Origin of the sequence: Paucibacter sp. M5-1 (genome assembly GCF_027498415.2) — a bacterium.
Taxonomy (GTDB): Bacteria; Pseudomonadota; Gammaproteobacteria; order Burkholderiales; family Burkholderiaceae_C; genus Roseateles_E.
Window position 1 is genome coordinate 4,927,421 of the sequence record NZ_JAPZLM020000001.1, and the last position, 18,367, is coordinate 4,945,787.

The following is an 18,367-nucleotide window of genomic DNA, read 5'->3' on the forward strand; positions in this document are numbered from 1 at the left end:
GGGCTGTCCAGCGGGGGGAGGCCATGACGGCGGCCGGCCGTCGCTGGGTCGTGCTGCTGGCCGCCGTGCTGGCGGTGGGCCTGGCCGCGCGCCTGGGTTTCTGGCAGCTGGACCGGGCGGCGCAGAAGCGCGCCTGGCAGGCCGCGCTCGATCAGCGCGGGGCGCTGCCGCCGCTGGCGGCGGCCGAGCTGGCCGTTGCGCCGGCACAGGCCGAGGGCCAGCTGCATCGCCGGGTGTTGCTGCGCGGGCGCTGGCTGGCCGACCGGACGGTATTCCTCGACAACCGGCCCATGAATGGCCGGGTCGGCTTTTATGTGCTGACGCCCTTGCAATTGGAGAACCGGGCCGAGGCCGTGCTGGTGCAGCGCGGCTGGGTGGCGCGCGACGAGCGGCAGCTCGCGCAGGTGCCGGCGTTGCGCAGCAGCGCCGATCCGGTCGAGGTGAGCGGGCGCCTGGCGGCATCGCCATCGAGGGCCTTTGAGCTGCCGGCGCCGGCCAGCGGCGCGATCCGGCAAAATCTGAGCTCCGCTGCCTATGCGCAGGAGATCGGCCGGCCGCTGCTGCCGCTGACGGTCATCCAGCAGGCCGATGCGGCCGATGACGGCCTGCTGCGCGACTGGCCGGTGCCGCAGGCTGGCCTGCAAAAGCACTACGGTTACGCCTTTCAATGGTTTGCGCTCGCTGCGCTGTTCCTGGGTCTTTATGTCTGGTTCCAACTCGTCCGCCCCCGCCTCCGCTCGCCCTGACAGCGAGCCCCTGTCGATGAGCGTGCACAGCCTGCCCGACCCGGGCGCGATGGCCGCCCAGCAGCGCACCCGCGCCGGCCGGCTGAGCATGCTGCTGGTGGTGCTGGCCTGCGCAGCGCCGGTGATCGCGTCCTACTTCAGCTTCTATGTGCTCAAGCTCAGTGGCAAGCCCTACGGCGATCTGATCGAGCCGACGGTCGAGCTGCCGGCCGCGCTGGCGCTGCGCGATCTGGCCGGGCGGCCGGTGGCGGCCGAGTCGCTGAAGGGGCAGTGGCTGCTGACCCTGGTGCAGGACTCGAATTGCGCCAAGGCCTGCGAGGACCGCCTCTATATGCAGCGCCAGCTGCGCGAGATGCTGGGCAAGGAGCGCGACAAGGTCGACAAGCTGCTGCTGATTCCCGATGACGCGCCGCTGCGCCCCGAGCTGCAGCAGGCCTTGGCGGCCGGCGTGCCGGTGACCGTGCTGCGCGCGCCGCGCGAGCAGCTGCAGGCCTGGCTCAAGCCGGCCCAGGGTCAGGTCTTGCAGGATCACTTCTATCTGATCGACCCGATGGGCCGATGGATGCTGCGCTCGCCGGTCGATCCTGTGCCCGGCAAGCTCAAGAACGATCTGAACCGCGTGCTGAAGGCCAACGCAAGCTGGGACAAGCCGGGGCGCTGATGGGGACCGAGCTGATCGATCTGTCGCCTCTGTGGCAGCTGCTGCTGGCCGGTGCCCTGCTGGGCGCAGGCCCGCTGCTGTGGCTGGCGCTGCGCTCCAAGGGCGCGACGCCGCAGCAGCGCCTGCGTGCGCTGACCCTGCTGACCCTGTTCCTGACCTTCGACCTGGTCATCTTCGGCGCCTTCACGCGCCTGAGCGATTCGGGCCTGGGCTGCCCCGATTGGCCGGGCTGCTATGGCAGCGCCAGCCCCCTGGGCGCCAAGGACGAGATCCATGCGGCGCAGACCGCGATGCCGACCGGCCCGGTCACGCATGGCAAGGCCTGGGTCGAGATGATCCACCGCTATCTGGCCAGCGGCGTCGGCTTCCTGATCCTGGTGCTGTGCATCATGAGCTGGCGAGCCAAGAACTTGCAGGTCTCGCCCTGGTGGGCCACGCTGACCCTGGTTTGGGTCTGCATGCAGGGCGCGTTCGGCGCGCTGACCGTGACGATGAAGCTGTTCCCGGCCATCGTGACCCTGCATCTGCTGGGCGGCATGGGCTTGCTGATGCTGCTGGCCTGGCAGGCCCAGGGCTATCAGCACAAGCCGCTGGTGCTGAGCAGCGGCCTGCGGCGCGCGGCCTGGCTGCTGCTGGCACTGTCCATCGCCCAGGTGGCGCTGGGCGGCTGGGTCAGCACCAATTACGCGGTCCTGGCCTGCGACGCCTTCCCGCAATGCCATGCCGGCCAGTGGTGGCCGGCGATGGACTTCGGGCAGGGCTTCACGCTGTGGCGCGAGCTGGGCGTCGGGGCCGACGGCGCCTGGCTGCCCTTTGCCGCCCTGACCGCCATCCATATGGTGCATCGCATCGGCGCGCTGATCGTCTTCGCGGTGCTGGGCCTGCTGGCATGGCGCTTGTGGCGTGGTGGTTCTGCCGATTCACGCCGCTGGTCGCACCGCCTGCTGCTGCTTGCCGTTTGGCAGCTGATCAGCGGGCTGTCGAATGTGGTGCTGGACTGGCCCATCGTCGCGGCCCTGGCCCATACCGGCGGCGCAGCCGCCTTGTTGACACTGCTGAGTTTTATGCTGGCACGCCTGTCTCAGGCGGCCCGACCCTCGCCATGACCCAAGCCTCCTCTTCCGCGCTGCCGGCCTCGCGCTTCCAGCAGTTCTATCAGCTGACCAAGCCCCGCGTCGTGCAGCTGATCGTGTTCTGCGCCGTCATCGGCATGGCGCTGGCCGTGCCCGGCATGCCCAGCAGCGCCCAATGGGGTGTGATGCTGGCGGCCACCGCCGGCATCTGGCTGGTGGCCGGCGCGGCGGCCGCCTTCAACTGCCTGATCGAGGAGCAGATCGACGCCAAGATGAAGCGCACCGCCTGGCGCGCCACTGCCAAGGGACAGCTGAGCCGGGCGCAGACGCTGACGTTCTCGGCCGTGCTGTGTGCGCTGGGCTCGGCCATCCTGTGGTTCTGGGTCAACCCGCTGACGATGTGGCTGACCTTTGCGACCTTTGTTGGCTACGCGGTGATCTACACGGTGATACTGAAGCCGGCGACGCCGCAGAACATCGTGATCGGCGGCGCCTCCGGCGCGATGCCGCCGGTGCTGGGCTGGGCGGCGCTGCGCGGCGAGGTCGGCCCCGAGGCGCTGATGCTGTGCCTGATCATCTTTCTGTGGACCCCGCCGCATTTCTGGGCCTTGGCCCTGTACCGCGCCGAGGACTATGCGAAGGCCGGCCTGCCGATGCTGCCGGTCACCCATGGCGCCGACTACACCAAGCTGCAGGTGGTGCTCTACACCTGGATCCTGCTGGCCGCGACCTTGCTGCCCTTTCTGACCGGCATGAGCGGCTGGATCTATCTGGTGGCGGCCGTCGTGCTGGGCCTGGGCTTCTGTGGCTATGCTTGGAAACTCTGGCGCCACTACTCGGACGAGCTTGCGCGTGCCACCTTCCGCTTCTCGATCTGGCATCTGTCGCTGCTGTTCGCCGCACTGCTGCTGGACCACTACCTGATGCCCCTGCTGTCATGAACAAACGCCATCTCCTGCTCGGTCTCGCCGCCGTCTCTTCGTCCCTGCTGCTGGCCGGCTGCGACCAGCTCGGCTTCGGCAACACCGCCAAGCCGGCCTTCAAGGGCGTGGACCTGACCGGTGCTGAATATGCCCGCCAGCTCAATCTGAGTGATCAGGACGGCCAGCCCCGCACGCTGGGCGACTTCAAGGGCAAGGTGCTGGTGGTGTTCTTCGGCTTCACGCAGTGCCCCGATGTCTGCCCGACCACGATGGCCGAGCTGGCCCAGGTCAAGAAGGCGCTGGGCCCGGACGGCGAGCGGGTGCAGGGCATCTTTGTCACGGTCGATCCGGAGCGCGATACCGCGGCGCTGCTGAAAGCCTATCTGGCCAGCTTCGACCCGAGCTTTGTCGCGCTGCGCGGCAGCGAGGAGCAGACCAAGGCGGTGGCCAAGGAGTTCAAGGTCTATTACGCCAAGGTGCCGGGCAAGACCGAGGGCTCCTACACGATGGACCACACGGCCGCGAGCTTTCTGTTCGATGCGCAAGGCCGGGTGCGGGTGTTCTCGCGCTATGGCTCGGGCGCTCAGGCGCTGACCGATGATCTGAAGCTGCTGCTGGCCGAGAAGGCCTGAATGAAAAAAGCCCCTGCGAGCAGGGGCTTTTTGAAGGGGCGGTGAAGGTGCTCAGGCCGGCTCGGCCAGCGCCTTGCGCATCTTCTTCATCGCCGCGACCTCGATCTGGCGGATGCGCTCGGCCGACACGCCGTACTCGGCCGCCAGCTCGTGCAGGGTCATGCCGCCCGAGCTGTCGTCGTTCACCTTGAGCCAGCGCTCCTCGACGATGCGGCGGCTGCGGTCATCCAGCACCGCCAGCGCGCGGCTGATGCCGTTGCCGGCCAGGTCGTCGCGTGCCTGGGCTTCCAGCACCCGGGTCGGTTCCTGGCTGTCGTCGGCCAGATAGGCGATCGGCGCGAAGCTCTCGCCGTCGTCGTCGGTCTGCGGTTCCAGCGCCACATCGCCGCCCGACAGCCGCGTCTCCATCTCCAGCACTTCCTCGCGCTTGACGTTGAGCTCACGCGCCACATGCTCGAGCTCGGCCTCGGTCAGCGTGTTGCGGTGCGTCTGGCCCTCGGCCGCGTCTTCCTTCAGGCTGTGCTTCATCGAGCGCAGATTGAAGAACAGCTTGCGCTGGGCCTTGGTCGTCGCGACCTTGACCATGCGCCAGTTCTTCAGGATGTACTCGTGGATCTCGGCCTTGATCCAGTGCATGGCATAGCTGACCAGGCGCACGCCCTGCTCGGGGTCGTAGCGCTTGACTGCCTTCATCAGGCCGACATTGCCTTCCTGGATCAGGTCGCCCTGCGGCAAGCCATAGCCGACGTACTGGCGCGAGATCGACACGACCAGACGCAGATGCGACAACACCAGGCGGCCGGCGGACTCCAGGTCGCCGTGCTCGCGCAGGCGGCGCGAGAAGGACAGCTCCTCCTCCGGGGTCAGCATCGGCAGGCGGTTCACGGCCGTGATGTAGGCATCCAGATTGCCCAGCGAGGGCAGCAGAGCCCAGGGGTCACGAACAGCCAGTGCGGTAGGTGTGGTCATTGAATGTCCTCAGCCAAACGGAGCCCATGGCTCCAACGGGGCCAATATTAGCACTCCCCACAAAAGAGTGCTAAACCGCTGGGGTCAATGCTGCAGTTCATATTCATGAACAATCCCCGCGTAAGCGGGTACTAACATGGGGAGCTTGGCCTCAGTCGATCAGGCCGAAATCCGGGCTGCCGACCATGCCTTCGATGTCCAGCAGTATCAGCATGCGTTCGGCCACCTTGCCCAGGCCGGTGACGAAGCGGGTATCGATCGCCGAGCCGACTTCGGGGGCGGCCATGATCTCGTCGGCCTTCAGTTCCAGCACGTCGGAGACCGAGTCGACGACGATGCCGACCACCCGGTTACAGACATTCAGCACGATCACGACCGTGAAGCTGCTGTACTCGGCCGCCTGGCCCAGGCGCAGGCGCAGGTCGACGATGGGCACGATCACGCCGCGCAGATTGACCACGCCCTTGACAAAGGCCGGTGCGTTGGCGACCCGGGTCGGGGCCTCGTAGGAGCGGATTTCCTGGACTTTCAGGATGTCGATGCCGTACTCCTCGGCGCTGATGCGAAAGCTCAGGTACTGGCCGCTGGCGCGTGCGGAGCGGGCGTCGGCGGCGAGCAGGGCGGTGGACGGGGCAGGGGCCAGTGCGTTGGAGCTCATGAGCGGCGGGACCTTGAATACGGTTGGCGGGAAGTTCTTATTTTGCCTGCGGCCCGATGCCGCCCAGCAACTCGTCCAGCAGATCCAGCAACTCGCGCACCTCGACCGGCTTGGTCAGGTAGTGCTGGGCCCCGGCGGCGCGGGTGCGCTCGATATGGTCGGGCAGGGCATTGGCCGACACCGCCACCACCGGCAGCGCCGCGCATTGCGGCGCGGCACGCAAGGCCTGCAGCAGGGCCAGGCCGGTGGTGTCGGGCAGTTGCATGTCCAGCAGCAGCAGATCGGGCGGATCGGCCAGCACGGCGGCCAGGCCGCTGCGGCCATCGGCATGAACCTCCAGCCGGATCTGTCGTCGCTGTGCCAGGATGCCGCGCATCACCTCGACATTGGTGGCGTTGTCCTCGATATAGACCACCCGCCGGGGCTCGGCATACGCGGGTTCGGCGACCGGCGCCGCGCTGGCGCCGATCTCCGGGCCGGCCTCGGTCGCGGCCGGCAGGCGCAGCGCGAAGCGCGAGCCCCGGCCCTCGACGCTGCTGACCGTCAGGGCGCCGCCCATCAGCTCGGCCAGACGTTTGCAGATCACCAGGCCGATGCCCGTGCCCTCGGTGCCGCTGTGCTCGCGGCCCAGGCGATTGAAGGGCTGGAACAGCGCGGCCAGCTGGGCCGGGCTGAGTCCCAGGCCGGTGTCGCTGACGCTGAGCTCGACGCTCAGCGCATCGACCCGCTGCGTGCCGATGGTGATGCTGCCGCCCTCGATGTTGTACTTGACGGCATTGCTGAGCAGATTGGTCAGCACCTGGCGGATTCGGGTCGCGTCACCCAGCGCGTGCAGCGCCTGCGGATCCAGCGCCTTGTGGATGGCAATGCCGCGCTGGCCGGCCGGCTTCTCGATCAGCGCCAGCGCATCGTCGAGCAGCTCGGCCAGGTTCTGGCGCTGCAAATCCAGCTTCATCGAGCCCGACTCGATGCGCGACAGGTCCAGCGTGTCATTGATCATCTCCAGCAGATGCCAGCCGGCCTGCTGGACCTGGGCAGCCCAGCCGCGCTGGCGCTCCGACAGCGGTTGCGTGCGGTCCATCTCCAGCAGCTGGGTGAAGCCCAGCATTGCGTTCAGCGGCGTGCGCAGCTCATGGCTCATGCGTGACAGGAACTCGTTTTTGGCCCGGTTGGCCGCCTCGGCCAACGCGCGGGCATGCTCGAGCTCACGCATCTTCAGCTGGTCGGTAATGTCCTCGACCACGCCGACCAGCCGATAGGGCTCGCCCTTGGCGTCGCGCAGCAGGCTGACCAGCGCGCGGCCATGGACGATGCGGCCGTCCTTGGCCAGATAGCGCTTCTCACGCCGGTACATGCCGATCTTGCCGGCCAGCAGCAGGCGGGCCAGGCGCACGTCTTCGCTGCGGTCGTCCGGATGGGTGATGGCCAGGCTGCGCCGGCTGAGCAGCTCCTCGGCCGTATAGCCCAGCATGCGGCAGATGTGCGGGTTGGCTTCCTGCGGCATGCCGTCGAGGTCGGCAAAGATGATGCCGATCGGCACGTTGTCGAAGATATTGCGGAAGCGTCGTTCGCTCTCGATCAGCGCGCGCGAGGCACGTTCGCGCTCGCCGACCTCGTGTTGCAGCTCGGCCGTGCGCTCCCGTACCAGGTCGGCAATGCGGCGCGCCCGGCCGGTCACGGTCAGCAGCAGCGCCCCCAGCAAGGCGGTGCACAGCAGGCCCACCATCGCGAAGGCCCAGCTGCTGCGGCCCGACTCGCGCGGCCCGCCCTGCGGCGCGTAGATCACGATGTCCCAGTTGCGGCCGGCGAAGCTGACCGGACGCAGCGTGTGCAGCGCCGCGCCGGGCAGGGTTTCGCAGCCGGCCGGGCCGGCCAGGCGCCGGTGCGGGGCGGCCGGATCGGTGTCGACCAGGCAGATCCGCAGATGGGCCGGCATCGTGGTCGAGACGGTCTGCACCAGCAGATCGGGTCGGATGGTGGCGAACACCACGCCGCGGTGTGTCAGCCGGCGCAGCGCCTCGGTGCTGGGCTGGCCCCAGTACAGAGACTGGTAGACCACCACCCCGATCGAGACGCCGCTGTCCTGCGAGAGCTGAAAGCCGGCGGTGGCCGAGGGCAGGGCGGTGCGCTGGGCGCGCTGCAAGGCCAGGCGCGAGGCCGGGATCGAACGGATATTGACACCCAGGGCCGGTGCGTTGCGCGCCAGCGGCTCGATCAGCCGTATCGCCAGCATCGGCTCGTCGGCCGCGGGCTTGAAGTCGCCGGGCCGCTGGCGATCCTTGGCGTGGTAGTCGGGCAGACCGTCGGCCCGGGCCTGCAGGTCGAAGGCCGCGACATCGGCGCGTGCCAGCTCGGCGGCCCAGCCCAGGGCCAGCAGATTGCCGCCGGGCAGCAGGTAGGCGGCGCTGCCGCGCTCGAAATCGGCGCGGCTGATCTGCGGCGCCACCAGCAGCAGCCCATGCATGGCCTCCAGCGCGCCCAGCGGCTCGCGCAGCGCGGTCTCCAGCGCGCTGGCGGCGGCGGCGGCCTCGCGTTCGAAATTGCTGCGCTCGCGGTGGGCGTCCCATTCGCTGACCTTCAGCGTGGCCAGGGCCATCAGCAGGGTCGCGATCAACAGCGGCAGGCCGACGCTGAGCCGGCGCGGCGCCCAGGCGCTGCGCGGCTGCGCCAGCAGGGTCAGGGCCACGGGCGCGCCGATCAGCACACCCACCGTGTCGCCCAGCCACCAGGACGCCCAGTTGGCGCCCAAATCGGCAGGGGCGATGGCGCCGACCAGCAGCAGGGCGGCAGTGCCGCAGCTGGCGCTGACCACGCAGGCCAGGCCGGCGCCGAGCAGATAAAAGCGCGCCAGGTCGCGCGGCTCCGACAGCGTCAGCGGCTGGCTGACCCAGCGCCCGACCAGCCAGGCCCCCGCGAGGGCTTGCAGCGTCGCGCCGGCCCCGGCCACGGCCGGCACCAGCAGGGAGTTCAGGCCGATGTCCTGGCCCAGCCACAGATTGACGCCGAAGGAGCCTAGCCAGATTCCCGGCGCGACCTTGCGGCCCAGGCACAGCACCGCAGCGAGCGCCAGTCCGGCACCGGGGTAGAGCGGCGAAGCGTAGTTCGGAGGGATGGCCAGCTTGACCGTCAGCAGGCCCAGCAGCGCATAGGCCAGGGCCAAAGCCAGGGCCTGCACGGGCCAACTGGTGAGCAGACGATGAGGGCGCGGCATTCGCCCCATCCTAGCCCAGAGCTTGCGGCCGGTGTGGCCGCAATGCCGCTTCTTTGGTTTAGACGTTGAACAGGAAGTTCAGCACATCGCCATCCTTGACGACGTACTCCTTGCCCTCGGCCCGCATCTTGCCGGCGTCCTTTGCGCCCTGCTCGCCCTTGAACTGGATGAAGTCCTCGAAAGCAATCGTCTGGGCGCGGATATAGCCGCGTTCGAAGTCGGTGTGGATCACGCCGGCGGCCTGCGGGCCGGTGTCGCCCTTGTGGATGGTCCAGGCGCGCACTTCCTTGACGCCGGCCGTGAAATAGGTCTGCAGGCCCAGCAGGCTGAAACCGGCGCGTATCAGGCGGTTCAGGCCCGGCTCTTCCTGGCCCATCTCGGCCAGGAACATCGCACGGTCCTCGTCGCTCATCTCCGACAGCTCGGCCTCGGTCTTGGCGCAGATCGCCACCACCGGGCCGTTCTGCGCGGCCGCGTATTCCTTCAGGCGGTCCAGGAAGGGGTTGTTGTCGAAACCGTCCTCGGCCACATTGGCCACAAACATCGCCGGCTTGGCGGTGATCAGGCACAGCGGCTTGAGCAGCACCAGCTCTTCCTTGCTGAAATCGATGGTGCGCACCGGCTTGGCTTCATTGAGCGCGGCCTCGCACTTCTCCAGCACCTTGACCAGCGCGATCGCCTCCTTGTCGCCGGCGCGCGCCACCTTGTTGTAGCGGTGCAGGCTCTTTTCCACCGTGCCCATATCGGCCAGGCAGAGTTCGGTCTGGATCACCTCGATGTCGGAGATCGGGTCGACGCGGCCATTGACGTGGACCACATTGCCGTCCTCGAAGCAGCGCACCACATTGACGATGGCATCGGTCTCGCGGATGTGCGAGAGGAACTTGTTGCCCAGGCCTTCGCCCTTGGAGGCGCCCGCCACCAGGCCGGCGATGTCGACAAACTCGACCACGGCCGGCACCACGCGCTCGGGCTGGACGATCTCGGCCAGCTGCTGCAGGCGCGGGTCGGGCAGCTCCACGATGCCCACATTGGGCTCGATGGTGCAGAAGGGGTAGTTCTCGGCGGCGATGCCGGCCTTGGTCAGGGCGTTGAACAGGGTGGACTTGCCCACATTGGGCAGGCCCACGATGCCGCATTTGAGGCTCATGGGGGAACTTTCGCTGGGGCCGGATGGCAAAACGGGCATTTTAATCGCCCCGGCCGCCGCGCCGGCGCCTCCTACAATGCGCGCCATGGAAAGAGTCGACATCCTGGTGCGTGGTGAGGGCTGTGTAGGCCGGGCTTTGGCGCTGGCGCTGGGCGCCCAGGGGCTGCGCGTGGCCTTGCTCGGGAGTTCCCCGCCGGCCGCGCCGCGTGATGACGATTTGCGCACCTATGCCTTGAATGCCGCCTCGGTGGCCCTGCTGCGCGAGCTCAGGGTCTGGGACGCGCTGCCGCCGGATGCCATCAGCCCGGTCTATGAAATGCAGGTGCAGGGCGATCAGGCGGCCGGCCAGCTGGCGTTCTCGGCCTGGCAGCAGGGCGTGCGCGAGCTGGCCTATATCGTCGATGCCGGTGCGCTGGATCAGCAGCTTGGCGTGGCGGTCGGCTTTGCGCCCCATGTACGGCGCGTGAGCCAGCCGGTGCCGGCCGAGCTGCAGGCCTTGTGCGAGGGGCGCGACTCGGCCGGCCGCGCCGCTTTAGGCGTGCACTTTGACAAGCAGGCCTATGGACACCATGCGATCGCGGCCCGCCTGGTCGCGGACCGGCCGCACCAGGGGGTCGCGCGGCAATGGTTCCGCTCACCCGATGTGCTGGCCCTGCTGCCCTTCGAGCGGCCGGCGCCGGCCCGCTCTTACGGCCTGGTGTGGTCGCTGCCCGAGGCCCATGCGGCCGAATTGCTGGCGGCCAGCGATGCCGAGTTCGAACAAGCCTTGATGGCGGCCACGGCCGGGGAGGCCGGAGCGCTGCGCCTGAGCGGCGCGCGCGCCGCCTGGCCGCTGGCGCTGGCGCGGGCCGAGGCGGTCAGCGGGCCCGGCTGGGTGCTGCTGGGTGACGCCGCCCACCTGGTCCACCCGCTGGCTGGCCAGGGCCTGAATCTGGGCCTGGCCGATGTCACGGCGCTGGCCCGGGTGCTGCGGCAGCGCGAGAGCTGGCGGGCCGTGTCCGACGAGCGCCTGCTGCGCCGCTATGCACGCGAGCGGGCCGCGCCGACCTGGGCCATGGGCGAGCTGACCGATGGCCTGCTGCGCGTTTTTGCCAGCGAGGCCCCGGCCCTGCGCGGACTGCGCAACCAGGGCATGGGCCTGCTGAACCGGCTGCCGCCCGTCAAGCGCTGGCTGACGTCGCGCGCGCTGGGTCTGTGAATCACATTGAATCGAGGATGTCCCGATGCTGAAGATGAAATCGCTGGGCCTGGCCCTGTTGCTGTGTGCGCCGCTGGCCCAGGCCAATGAGGCGGTGATCCGCAAGAACCTGACCGAGCGCCTGCCCAATCTGCCCAAGATCGACGAGGTGCGCGCCGCCGCGTTTCCTGGCCTGTGGGAGATCCGCATCGGCAACGAGATCCGCTACACCGACCCGACCGGCAGCTATCTGATCGAGGGTGAGCTGATCGATGTGAAGTCGCGCCCGGCCCGCAATCTGACCGCCGAACGGGTCGACAAGCTCAACCAGATCGATTTCGCCGCGCTGCCGCTGAAGGACGCGGTGGTCTGGAAGAGCGGCAATGGCAAGCGCCGCATCGCCGTCTTCGCCGATCCGAACTGCGGCTATTGCAAGCGCTTCGAGCGCAGCCTGCAGGACGTCAAGGACATCACCGTCTACACCTTCCTGATTCCCATCCTGGGCGGCGATTCGCCGGACAAGTCGCGCGCGATCTGGTGTGCCAAGGACAGCACCGCGACCTGGATGGCCTGGATGCTGGAGGGCAAGACGCCGCCCAAGCCCGCTGCCAGCTGCGACGACGCCGCCATCGAGCGCAATCTGGCGCTGGCACGCAAGCACCAGGTCAACGGCACGCCGGCCGTGATCTTCGAGGACGGCAGCCGCGCCCCGGGCGCGATCAGCGCCGAGCAGCTGGAGCGCCGCCTGGCGGCCAGCAAGTCCTGACCCTCTTTCCTGACTCTTTCGCCATTTCGGAGCGACGCATGCCTGCTGCCGCGAGCGCCAGCCCCCCCTTGCCCCTGAACCCGCTGGCCCAGCGGCTGGCCTATGCCGGGCTGATCCCCTTTGTGCTGGGCGCCGCCCTGGTCTGGCTGCTGGCCGGCTTCAATGCCGACGCCCATGCTTTCGCGGCGCTGGGGCTGTCGGCCTATGCCGCCGTGATCGTGTCCTTTCTGGGCGGCATTCACTGGGGCCTGGGTTTTAGGCAGCAGATCCCGTCGCCGCAGCCCTTTGTCTGGGGCGTCGTGCCCTCGCTGCTGGCCTGGGTGGCGGTGGTGATGCCGGCCTATGCGGGCCTGGTCGTGCATGGGGTGATGCTGGTGGCCTGCTATCTGGTCGACCGGCGCTGTTACCCGGCCCTGGGCGCCGGTGCCTGGCTGACCTTGCGATTCCGCCTCAGTGCGATCGCCGGCCTGTGCTGCTTCCTGGGTGCTGCGGGCAGCTGAGCGGATGATCAATTACAAGATCGAGATCGCCGATGCCCATGCGCATCTGTTCCAGCTCACGCTGACGATTCCGGCGCCGGCCGAAACGCAGGCGCTGAGCCTGCCGGTCTGGATACCGGGCAGCTATATGGTGCGCGAGTTTTCGCGCCACCTCGGCGGCTTGCAGGCGCGCCAGGGCAGCCGCGCGGTGGCCTTGCGCCAGACCAGCAAATGCAGCTGGGAGGCGCGCTGCAGCGGCCGCGGCGCGCTGGTCGTCAGCTACCAGGTCTATGCCTTCGACAGCTCGGTGCGGGCCGCCTTTCTGGATGCGCAACGGGGCTTCTTCAATGGCGCCAGCCTGTGCCTGCGCGCCCATGGCAAGGAGGCCCAGAGCCACGGCATCGAGCTGGCGGGGCTGCCCGAGGGCTGGCAGGTCGCCACGTCGATGACGGCCACCGGCGCCTCGAGCTATCAGGCGGCCGACTATGACGAGCTGATCGACCATCCCTTCGAGCTGGGGCGCTTCTGGCGCGGCGAGTTCAGCGCTGCCGGCGTGCCGCATCAGCTGGTGGTCAGCGGCGCGCTGCCGGTGTTCGACGGCACACGGCTGCTGGCCGATGCGCAACGCATCTGCGAAGCGCAGATCGCCTTCTGGCACGGTGAGCGGCGCGGCGCCGTGCCGCCGTTCGGGCGCTATGTCTTCCTGCTCAATGCGGTGGACGAGGGCTATGGCGGGCTCGAACATCGCGCCAGCACCGCGCTGGTCGCCGCACGCCGCGATCTGCCGGTGCTGGGGCAGCAGGAAGTCTCGGATGGCTATCTGCGCCTGCTGGGCCTGATCAGCCACGAGTACTTCCACACCTGGAACGTCAAGCGCCTGCGCCCCGACACCTTCGCCAGCTTCGACTACAGCCAGGAGAACTACACCGAGCTGCTGTGGTTCTTCGAGGGCTTCACCTCCTACTACGACGATCTGATGCTGCGCCGCTGCGGCCTGATCGACGAGGCCCGCTATCTGAAGCTGCTCAGCGCCACCATCAGCGCGGTGCTGGCCGTGCCCGGGCGCAAGCAGCAAAGCCTGGCCCAGGCCAGCTTCGATGCCTGGATCCGCTACTACCGCCAGGACGAGAACACGCCCAACTCCACCGTCAGCTATTACGCCAAGGGCGCGCTGCTGGCGCTGGCGCTGGACCTGAGTCTGCGCAGCCAATCCCAGGGGCCGTCCCGCAGCGCCAGTCTCGACGAGGTCTTGCGCCAGCTGTGGCAGCGCAGCGGCGGCGGACCGATCGGCGAGGCCGATATCCTGGCCGTGGTCGCAGAGGCCGGCGGCGCGGCGCTGGCCGAGGAGCTGCGGCAGTGGGTGCATGGCACCGAGGATCTGCCGCTGCCGGCACTGCTGGAGCGCGTCGGGTTGCGCTGGTGCAGCGACAAGGCCAGCCTGGCCCAGCGCCTGGGCCTGCGTGTCAGCGAGACGGACGGCATCCGTGTCAAGCAGGTGCTGCAGGGCTCGGCGGCGCTGGCCGGCGGCCTGGCGGCCGGTGACGAGATCCTGGCCTGCAACAGCTGGCGCTTGCGCAAGCTCGACGAGGCGCTGCAGACCTTGGCGCCCGAGCGCCTGAGCCAGATGGCGCTGCTGGTGGCGCGCGACCAGCGGGTGCTGAGCCTGAACCTGTGTCTGCCGCTGGAGCCTCAGGCCGGGGCGCCGGTGCGGCTGAGCCCGGCCGAGAAGGCCCCGGCGCGCGCTCTCGGCCTGCGCCGGGCATGGCTGGGCGGCTGAAGCGCCGGGGCCTGCTGGCCCTGATCGTGCTGCTGGTGCTGCTGGCGCATGGCTGGCTGGGGCGCACGCTGCAGCTGGGGCCGCCAGGCGAAGCGGCGCCGCCACGGCTGGCGGCGGCTTTTGTCCGCGAACTGGTCGAGCAGGCGCCGCCCAGGCGTCTGGCCGCGCCGGCGCCGATGCCCAGGTTCAGACCCGGGCCGTTGCACACTCGCCCGCTGGCGCCGCTGCCCGAAGTTCCCGTGCTGGAGGAACTGGCAGAGTTGTCGGCGCCGGCCGAGTCGCCTGCAGCAGCAGAGCCCGCGCCGGACGAGCCGGCCGAGCCCGGCCCGGAGTGGCCGCTGTCCACCCAGCTCAGCTACCGCCTGCAAGGCAACTTCCGCGGGCCGCTGGAGGGGGAGGCCCAGGTGCAATGGCTGCGCCAGGGTCGGCGCTACCAAGTGCATCTCGATGTGCTGGTCGGCGCCCGTTTCGCGCCGCTGATCACGCGCCGCATGAGCAGCGACGGCCTGCTGACGCCGCTGGGCATTGCGCCCCAGCGCTATGACGAGGACACGAAGATGCTGCTGCGCGAGGCGCGGCGCAGCGGCATCGCCTTCGAGGGCCAGGTCTTGCGGCTGGCCGATGGCAAGCCGCAGCCGCAGCCGCCTGGCGTCCAGGATGCGGCCAGCCAGTTCGTGCATCTGACCTGGCTGTTCCTGACCGGGCGCGAAACGCTGCGACCGGGCCTGATCGTCGAGATGCCGCTGGCCCTGCCGCGCCGGCTCTACCGCTGGCGCTACGAGGTGATCGGCGAGGAGGAGCTGTACACGCCGATGGGGCCGCTGAGCGCCTGGCATCTGCGGCCGCTGTTCGACCACGGGGAGGGCCGTGTCCAGGACCTGAAGGCCGAGGTCTGGTTGGCGCCGGGCCTGCAGTACCTGCCGGTGCGGCTGCTGATACGCCAGGACGATGGCAGCCATCTCGACCTGATGCTGAAGGCCCCACCGCTGCAGGCCGCACCTGACCCTATAGTTGCGCCCATCGAGCCACAAGACCCACGGAGACCCGAATGACTTATGAATGCATCCTGACCGCAGTGCAGGGCGAGGGCGAACGCAAGACCGGCCTGATCACCCTGAACCGGCCCAAGCAGCTCAATGCGCTGAACGACCAGCTGATGGACGAACTGGGCCAGGCCCTGCTGGCCTTCGATGCCGATGACAGCATCGGCTGCATCGTGCTGACCGGTTCGGAGCGCGCCTTCGCGGCCGGCGCCGACATCCCGACGATGGCCCCGCACAATTTCATGAGCGCCTTCAAGAGCGGCCTGATCTCGAAGAACTGGGAAACCATTCTGCAGGTCAGAAAGCCGGTGATCGCGGCGGTGGCCGGCTTCGCTTTAGGCGGCGGCTGCGAGCTGGCGATGATGTGCGACTTCATCATCGCTGCCGACACGGCCAAGTTCGGTCAGCCCGAGATCAAGCTGGGCATCATTCCCGGCGCTGGCGGCACGCAGCGCCTGCCGCGCGCGGTCGGCAAGAGCAAGGCCATGGACATGCTGCTGACCGCCCGCATGATGGATGCGGCCGAGGCCGAACGCGGCGGCCTGGTGTCGCGCGTCGTCGCGGCGGACAAGCTGCTGGAGGAGGCGCTGGCCGCAGCCGAGCAGATCAACGGCTTCAGCGCGCCCTCGCTGGCCCTGATCAAGGAGCTGGTGAACCTGGCCTACCAGGGCCCGCTGATCGACGGCGTCAACGTGGAGCGCCGCTATTTCCACGCGCTGTTCGGCACCGAGGACCAGCGCGAGGGCATGGACGCCTTCATCAACAAGCGCAAACCGGCGTTCAAGCACCGCTGATCGCACAAACCGACAGCTCAGGGCTAACCCTGTCATGGATTCTTCTTATTTCTTGAACGGTCCATTCATGCTGGCCTAGTTTTTTTACCGAGTGGTGAGTTTTACAGTTGCATCCATGGACACGGCGGATCGACACACAAGGTCGGCGGTGTTCTCCAACAACCGTAAAGGAACTCATCATGAAGAAGCTGACCGCAATTGCCCTGACCCTGTTGACCGCCGGTGCCGCGATGGCCAATGGCCTGAGCCGTGAAGAAGTCGTGGCCGAGCTGGTGCGCGCCCGCAATGCCGGCGAACTGGTCGCCCAGAACAGCGAGAACCCCGATGTCTTCGGCCGCAGCACCATCAACGCGGTTTCGACGACCAGCCGCAGCGCCGTCGTGGCCGAGCTGCAACGCGCTCGCCAGGCTGGTGAGCTCGACGGCCTGAACAGCGAGTCCGGCGTCGCCATCAAGGCCACCGCCTCGACGACGACCCGTGCCCAGGTGCTGGCCGAACTCGAGCGCGCCCGCGCCAGCGGCGAGCTTGACCTGCTGAACAGCAACAACCCCAGCTACGCCCAGCTGATCGCACTGATCCCGGCCAAGTCGGCTGCCCAGCAGCTGGCGGGTCAGCCCAAGAGCGCCCAGTAAGTAAAAAACGGCTTCGGCCAAGACAAAGGCGGCCCGCGCAGTCCGTGTCAAAACGGCTGCGAAGGGCGCCAAGAGCAAAGCGCTCCGAGTTTCTCGGAGCGCTTTTGTTTGGGCGCGCGCGAGGTGTCCATTGGAGCGTATTGCGTGACGGTGGGCTGAACAGCCGAAGCCTTGTGTCGGACCGCAACAAACACTGGCACCGGCATCACATAGCTAGCTTTTGCAACATTTGCTGCCCACCCAGCACCGCCAGTGCCCGTTTGACGTTGTAGGCCAGTGTCGCCAACGCGATCTCCGCGCCGGCCCCCGTCAGGCCTCGCATCAGGAAGCGGGGCTTCTCGAAGATGTGGAACTTCAGGGCCGCAAACGGGTGTTCGACGGTGCAGCGGCGCAGCCTCATCGCCTGGGGTGTAGCGCGCTGGTGGATGCGCTGCAATGCCTCTTCGTAGAGATGGCGACTGAGCGTGCGCCGTGGGGCCTGCGTGCAGCGCGCCTTCATCGCGCAAGCGCCGCAATCGCCGGGCTGCGCTGCATAGATCACGACCTTACCCGCCCGATGCAACTGCTTGCGCTGCAGCAGTTTGTCTGCCGGGCAGACGTAGGCGTCAGCCTGTGCGTCGTAGGTGAAGCGGCCTTGGTCGAACAAGTCCCCCTCGCCCTGGTTGTTGACCGCGCGCTTGACGGGGACATGCACCCGCACGCCTTGATCCTCCAGCGCCTGCGCCTGTTCGCCATTGGCATAGCCCGCATCCGCCACCAGCTTGAGCTCCGTGCCGCCCAGGGTCTGCTGCGCCGATTCGCCCATGCGCTGCAGGCAGCCGTTGTCACCCGCCTGCGCGTTGACCTCGTGGGCCACGATCAGGGCATGCTCGGCGTCGACGGCGGTCTGTACGTTGTAGCCCGGGCCCTTGCCCTTGAGCACTACAGCCTCGGGCTCGGTGCTCACGTAGCGCTGCTTGTCGCTGTCCACCTTCGCCAGCTCGGCCTGCTGTAGCTGCAGCCGCGCCAGCGCCTGGCGCAGCGCCTGAGCGTCCAGCTCCGCCTCGCCTTGCTGCTGGTCGGCCGCCTCCAACTCCTGCAGGTACTGCGCAATGCGCTGCTCCAGCTTGGCCTGCAGTTCGGCCCGCTGGACCTCGTCCAGGATGGCCTTGCCGCTGGCCACGGCCTGGAACTTCGTCCCGTCCACGGCCACCCACTCTCCGCGGATCAGACCGGCTTCGGCGCAAAAGCGCACGAACTCGGCCCCGGCTCGGCGTAGCGGCTGCGCGTTGCAGCGACGGAACTCGGCAATGGTCTTGTGGTCGGGCGTGAGCCGGTGCAGCAGCCACATCAGTTCGATGTTGCGCTGGCACTCCCGCTCCAGACGCCTCGATGAGCGCAACCGATTGAGGTAGCCGTACAGGTACAACATCAGCAGGTCCGCCGGGTCGTACGGCGGGCGGCCTGTGGCCTTGCTGTGGGCTCGAGCAAAACCCAGCGCCTTCAGGTCCAGCCGCGCCACGAACGCCGCGATCACCCGGCACACATGCTCCGGTCCGATCAACTCGTCCAGCGACACCGGAAACAGGCTGCCCTGGTCTCGACTCTGTCCTTGCACGTAGCCCATAAGAACAATGCCCTGCAACTTGCGTTGCAGGGCATTGTCTTCAGGCCTTCAGCTTAGCGTCAGAGTATTG

Annotated in this window: 17 protein-coding genes; 12 read left to right on the plus strand and 5 right to left on the minus strand. The window is 68.3% G+C overall.

The window, feature by feature from the left end:
* The first annotated feature begins 23 nt into the window (after nt 1-23).
* From O5M90_RS23440 to O5M90_RS23460, 5 genes are read left to right on the plus strand one after another with little or no spacing between them, the layout of a single operon-like run.
* A complete protein-coding gene (locus O5M90_RS23440; protein WP_440402374.1) occupies nt 24-746 on the plus strand; it encodes an SURF1 family protein in 723 nt (240 codons plus the stop codon).
* 16 nt (nt 747-762) lie between these two features.
* Entirely contained in the window at nt 763-1,407 is a 645-nt protein-coding gene (locus tag O5M90_RS23445; protein WP_262971173.1) for an SCO family protein, read from the plus strand.
* Entirely contained in the window at nt 1,407-2,513 is a 1,107-nt protein-coding gene (locus O5M90_RS23450) for a COX15/CtaA family protein (RefSeq protein ID WP_269837893.1), read from the plus strand. The genes O5M90_RS23445 and O5M90_RS23450 overlap by 1 nt, the downstream gene beginning before the upstream one ends.
* Entirely contained in the window at nt 2,510-3,421 is a 912-nt protein-coding gene (cyoE, locus tag O5M90_RS23455; RefSeq protein WP_269837892.1) for a heme o synthase, read from the plus strand. Before O5M90_RS23450 ends, cyoE begins: the two co-directional genes overlap by 4 nt.
* Complete coding sequence (locus O5M90_RS23460) at nt 3,418-4,035, plus strand: SCO family protein (RefSeq protein WP_269837891.1); 618 nt, start codon at nt 3,418-3,420, stop codon at nt 4,033-4,035. Before cyoE ends, O5M90_RS23460 begins: the two co-directional genes overlap by 4 nt.
* Nucleotides 4,036-4,086: 51 nt before the next feature.
* On the opposite strand, the gene rpoH is transcribed toward O5M90_RS23460, so the two are convergent.
* The 4 genes from rpoH to ychF all read right to left on the minus strand — a co-directional run bounded on the left by rpoH (nt 4,087) and on the right by ychF (nt 10,023).
* Nucleotides 4,087-5,004 (minus strand): RNA polymerase sigma factor RpoH, encoded by a 918-nt coding sequence (gene rpoH / locus O5M90_RS23465; RefSeq protein ID WP_137943113.1) that lies wholly within the window; start codon nt 5,002-5,004, stop codon nt 4,087-4,089.
* A 151-nt stretch (nt 5,005-5,155) separates the two neighbouring features.
* Nucleotides 5,156-5,662 (minus strand): chemotaxis protein CheW, encoded by a 507-nt coding sequence (locus tag O5M90_RS23470; protein WP_262971170.1) that lies wholly within the window; start codon nt 5,660-5,662, stop codon nt 5,156-5,158.
* Nucleotides 5,663-5,699: 37 nt separating this feature from the next.
* Nucleotides 5,700-8,873: a CHASE domain-containing protein gene (locus O5M90_RS23475; protein ID WP_269837890.1), complete on the minus strand. Its 3,174-nt coding sequence runs from the start codon at nt 8,871-8,873 to the stop codon at nt 5,700-5,702.
* A gap of 58 nt (nt 8,874-8,931) precedes the next feature.
* On the minus strand, nt 8,932-10,023 hold the full coding sequence (gene ychF / locus O5M90_RS23480; RefSeq protein ID WP_262971168.1) for a redox-regulated ATPase YchF: 1,092 nt from the start codon (nt 10,021-10,023) through the stop codon (nt 8,932-8,934).
* A gap of 85 nt (nt 10,024-10,108) precedes the next feature.
* Here ychF and O5M90_RS23485 point away from each other — a divergent pair, with 85 nt between their 5' ends.
* From O5M90_RS23485 to O5M90_RS23515, 7 genes are all read left to right on the plus strand, one after another.
* Entirely contained in the window at nt 10,109-11,221 is a 1,113-nt protein-coding gene (locus O5M90_RS23485; RefSeq protein WP_269837888.1) for an FAD-dependent monooxygenase, read from the plus strand.
* A gap of 25 nt (nt 11,222-11,246) precedes the next feature.
* The gene (locus O5M90_RS23490; RefSeq protein WP_137943088.1) at nt 11,247-11,966 is read left to right on the plus strand and encodes a DsbC family protein; all 720 of its coding nucleotides are present in this window, start codon (nt 11,247-11,249) and stop codon (nt 11,964-11,966) included.
* Between the two features lie 38 nt (nt 11,967-12,004).
* Nucleotides 12,005-12,466, plus strand: coding sequence for a DUF3429 domain-containing protein (locus tag O5M90_RS23495; RefSeq protein ID WP_440402375.1), 462 nt, complete (start codon nt 12,005-12,007; stop codon nt 12,464-12,466).
* A 4-nt stretch (nt 12,467-12,470) separates the two neighbouring features.
* A complete protein-coding gene (locus tag O5M90_RS23500) occupies nt 12,471-14,222 on the plus strand; it encodes a M61 family metallopeptidase (protein WP_269837886.1) in 1,752 nt (583 codons plus the stop codon).
* The gene (locus O5M90_RS23505) at nt 14,207-15,274 is read left to right on the plus strand and encodes a DUF3108 domain-containing protein (RefSeq protein ID WP_269837884.1); all 1,068 of its coding nucleotides are present in this window, start codon (nt 14,207-14,209) and stop codon (nt 15,272-15,274) included. The genes O5M90_RS23500 and O5M90_RS23505 overlap by 16 nt, the downstream gene beginning before the upstream one ends.
* Complete coding sequence (locus tag O5M90_RS23510; RefSeq protein WP_137943084.1) at nt 15,271-16,059, plus strand: enoyl-CoA hydratase; 789 nt, start codon at nt 15,271-15,273, stop codon at nt 16,057-16,059. Before O5M90_RS23505 ends, O5M90_RS23510 begins: the two co-directional genes overlap by 4 nt.
* Before the next feature lie 179 nt (nt 16,060-16,238).
* A complete protein-coding gene (locus tag O5M90_RS23515; RefSeq protein WP_269837883.1) occupies nt 16,239-16,691 on the plus strand; it encodes a DUF4148 domain-containing protein in 453 nt (150 codons plus the stop codon).
* Between the two features lie 205 nt (nt 16,692-16,896).
* Here O5M90_RS23515 and O5M90_RS23520 read toward each other — a convergent pair whose 3' ends face one another.
* Nucleotides 16,897-18,297 carry an IS1182 family transposase gene (locus O5M90_RS23520; protein ID WP_262968893.1) on the minus strand — a complete coding sequence of 467 codons (1,401 nt, stop codon included), beginning with the start codon at nt 18,295-18,297 and terminating at the stop codon, nt 16,897-16,899.
* Between the last annotated feature and the right edge of the window lie 70 nt (nt 18,298-18,367).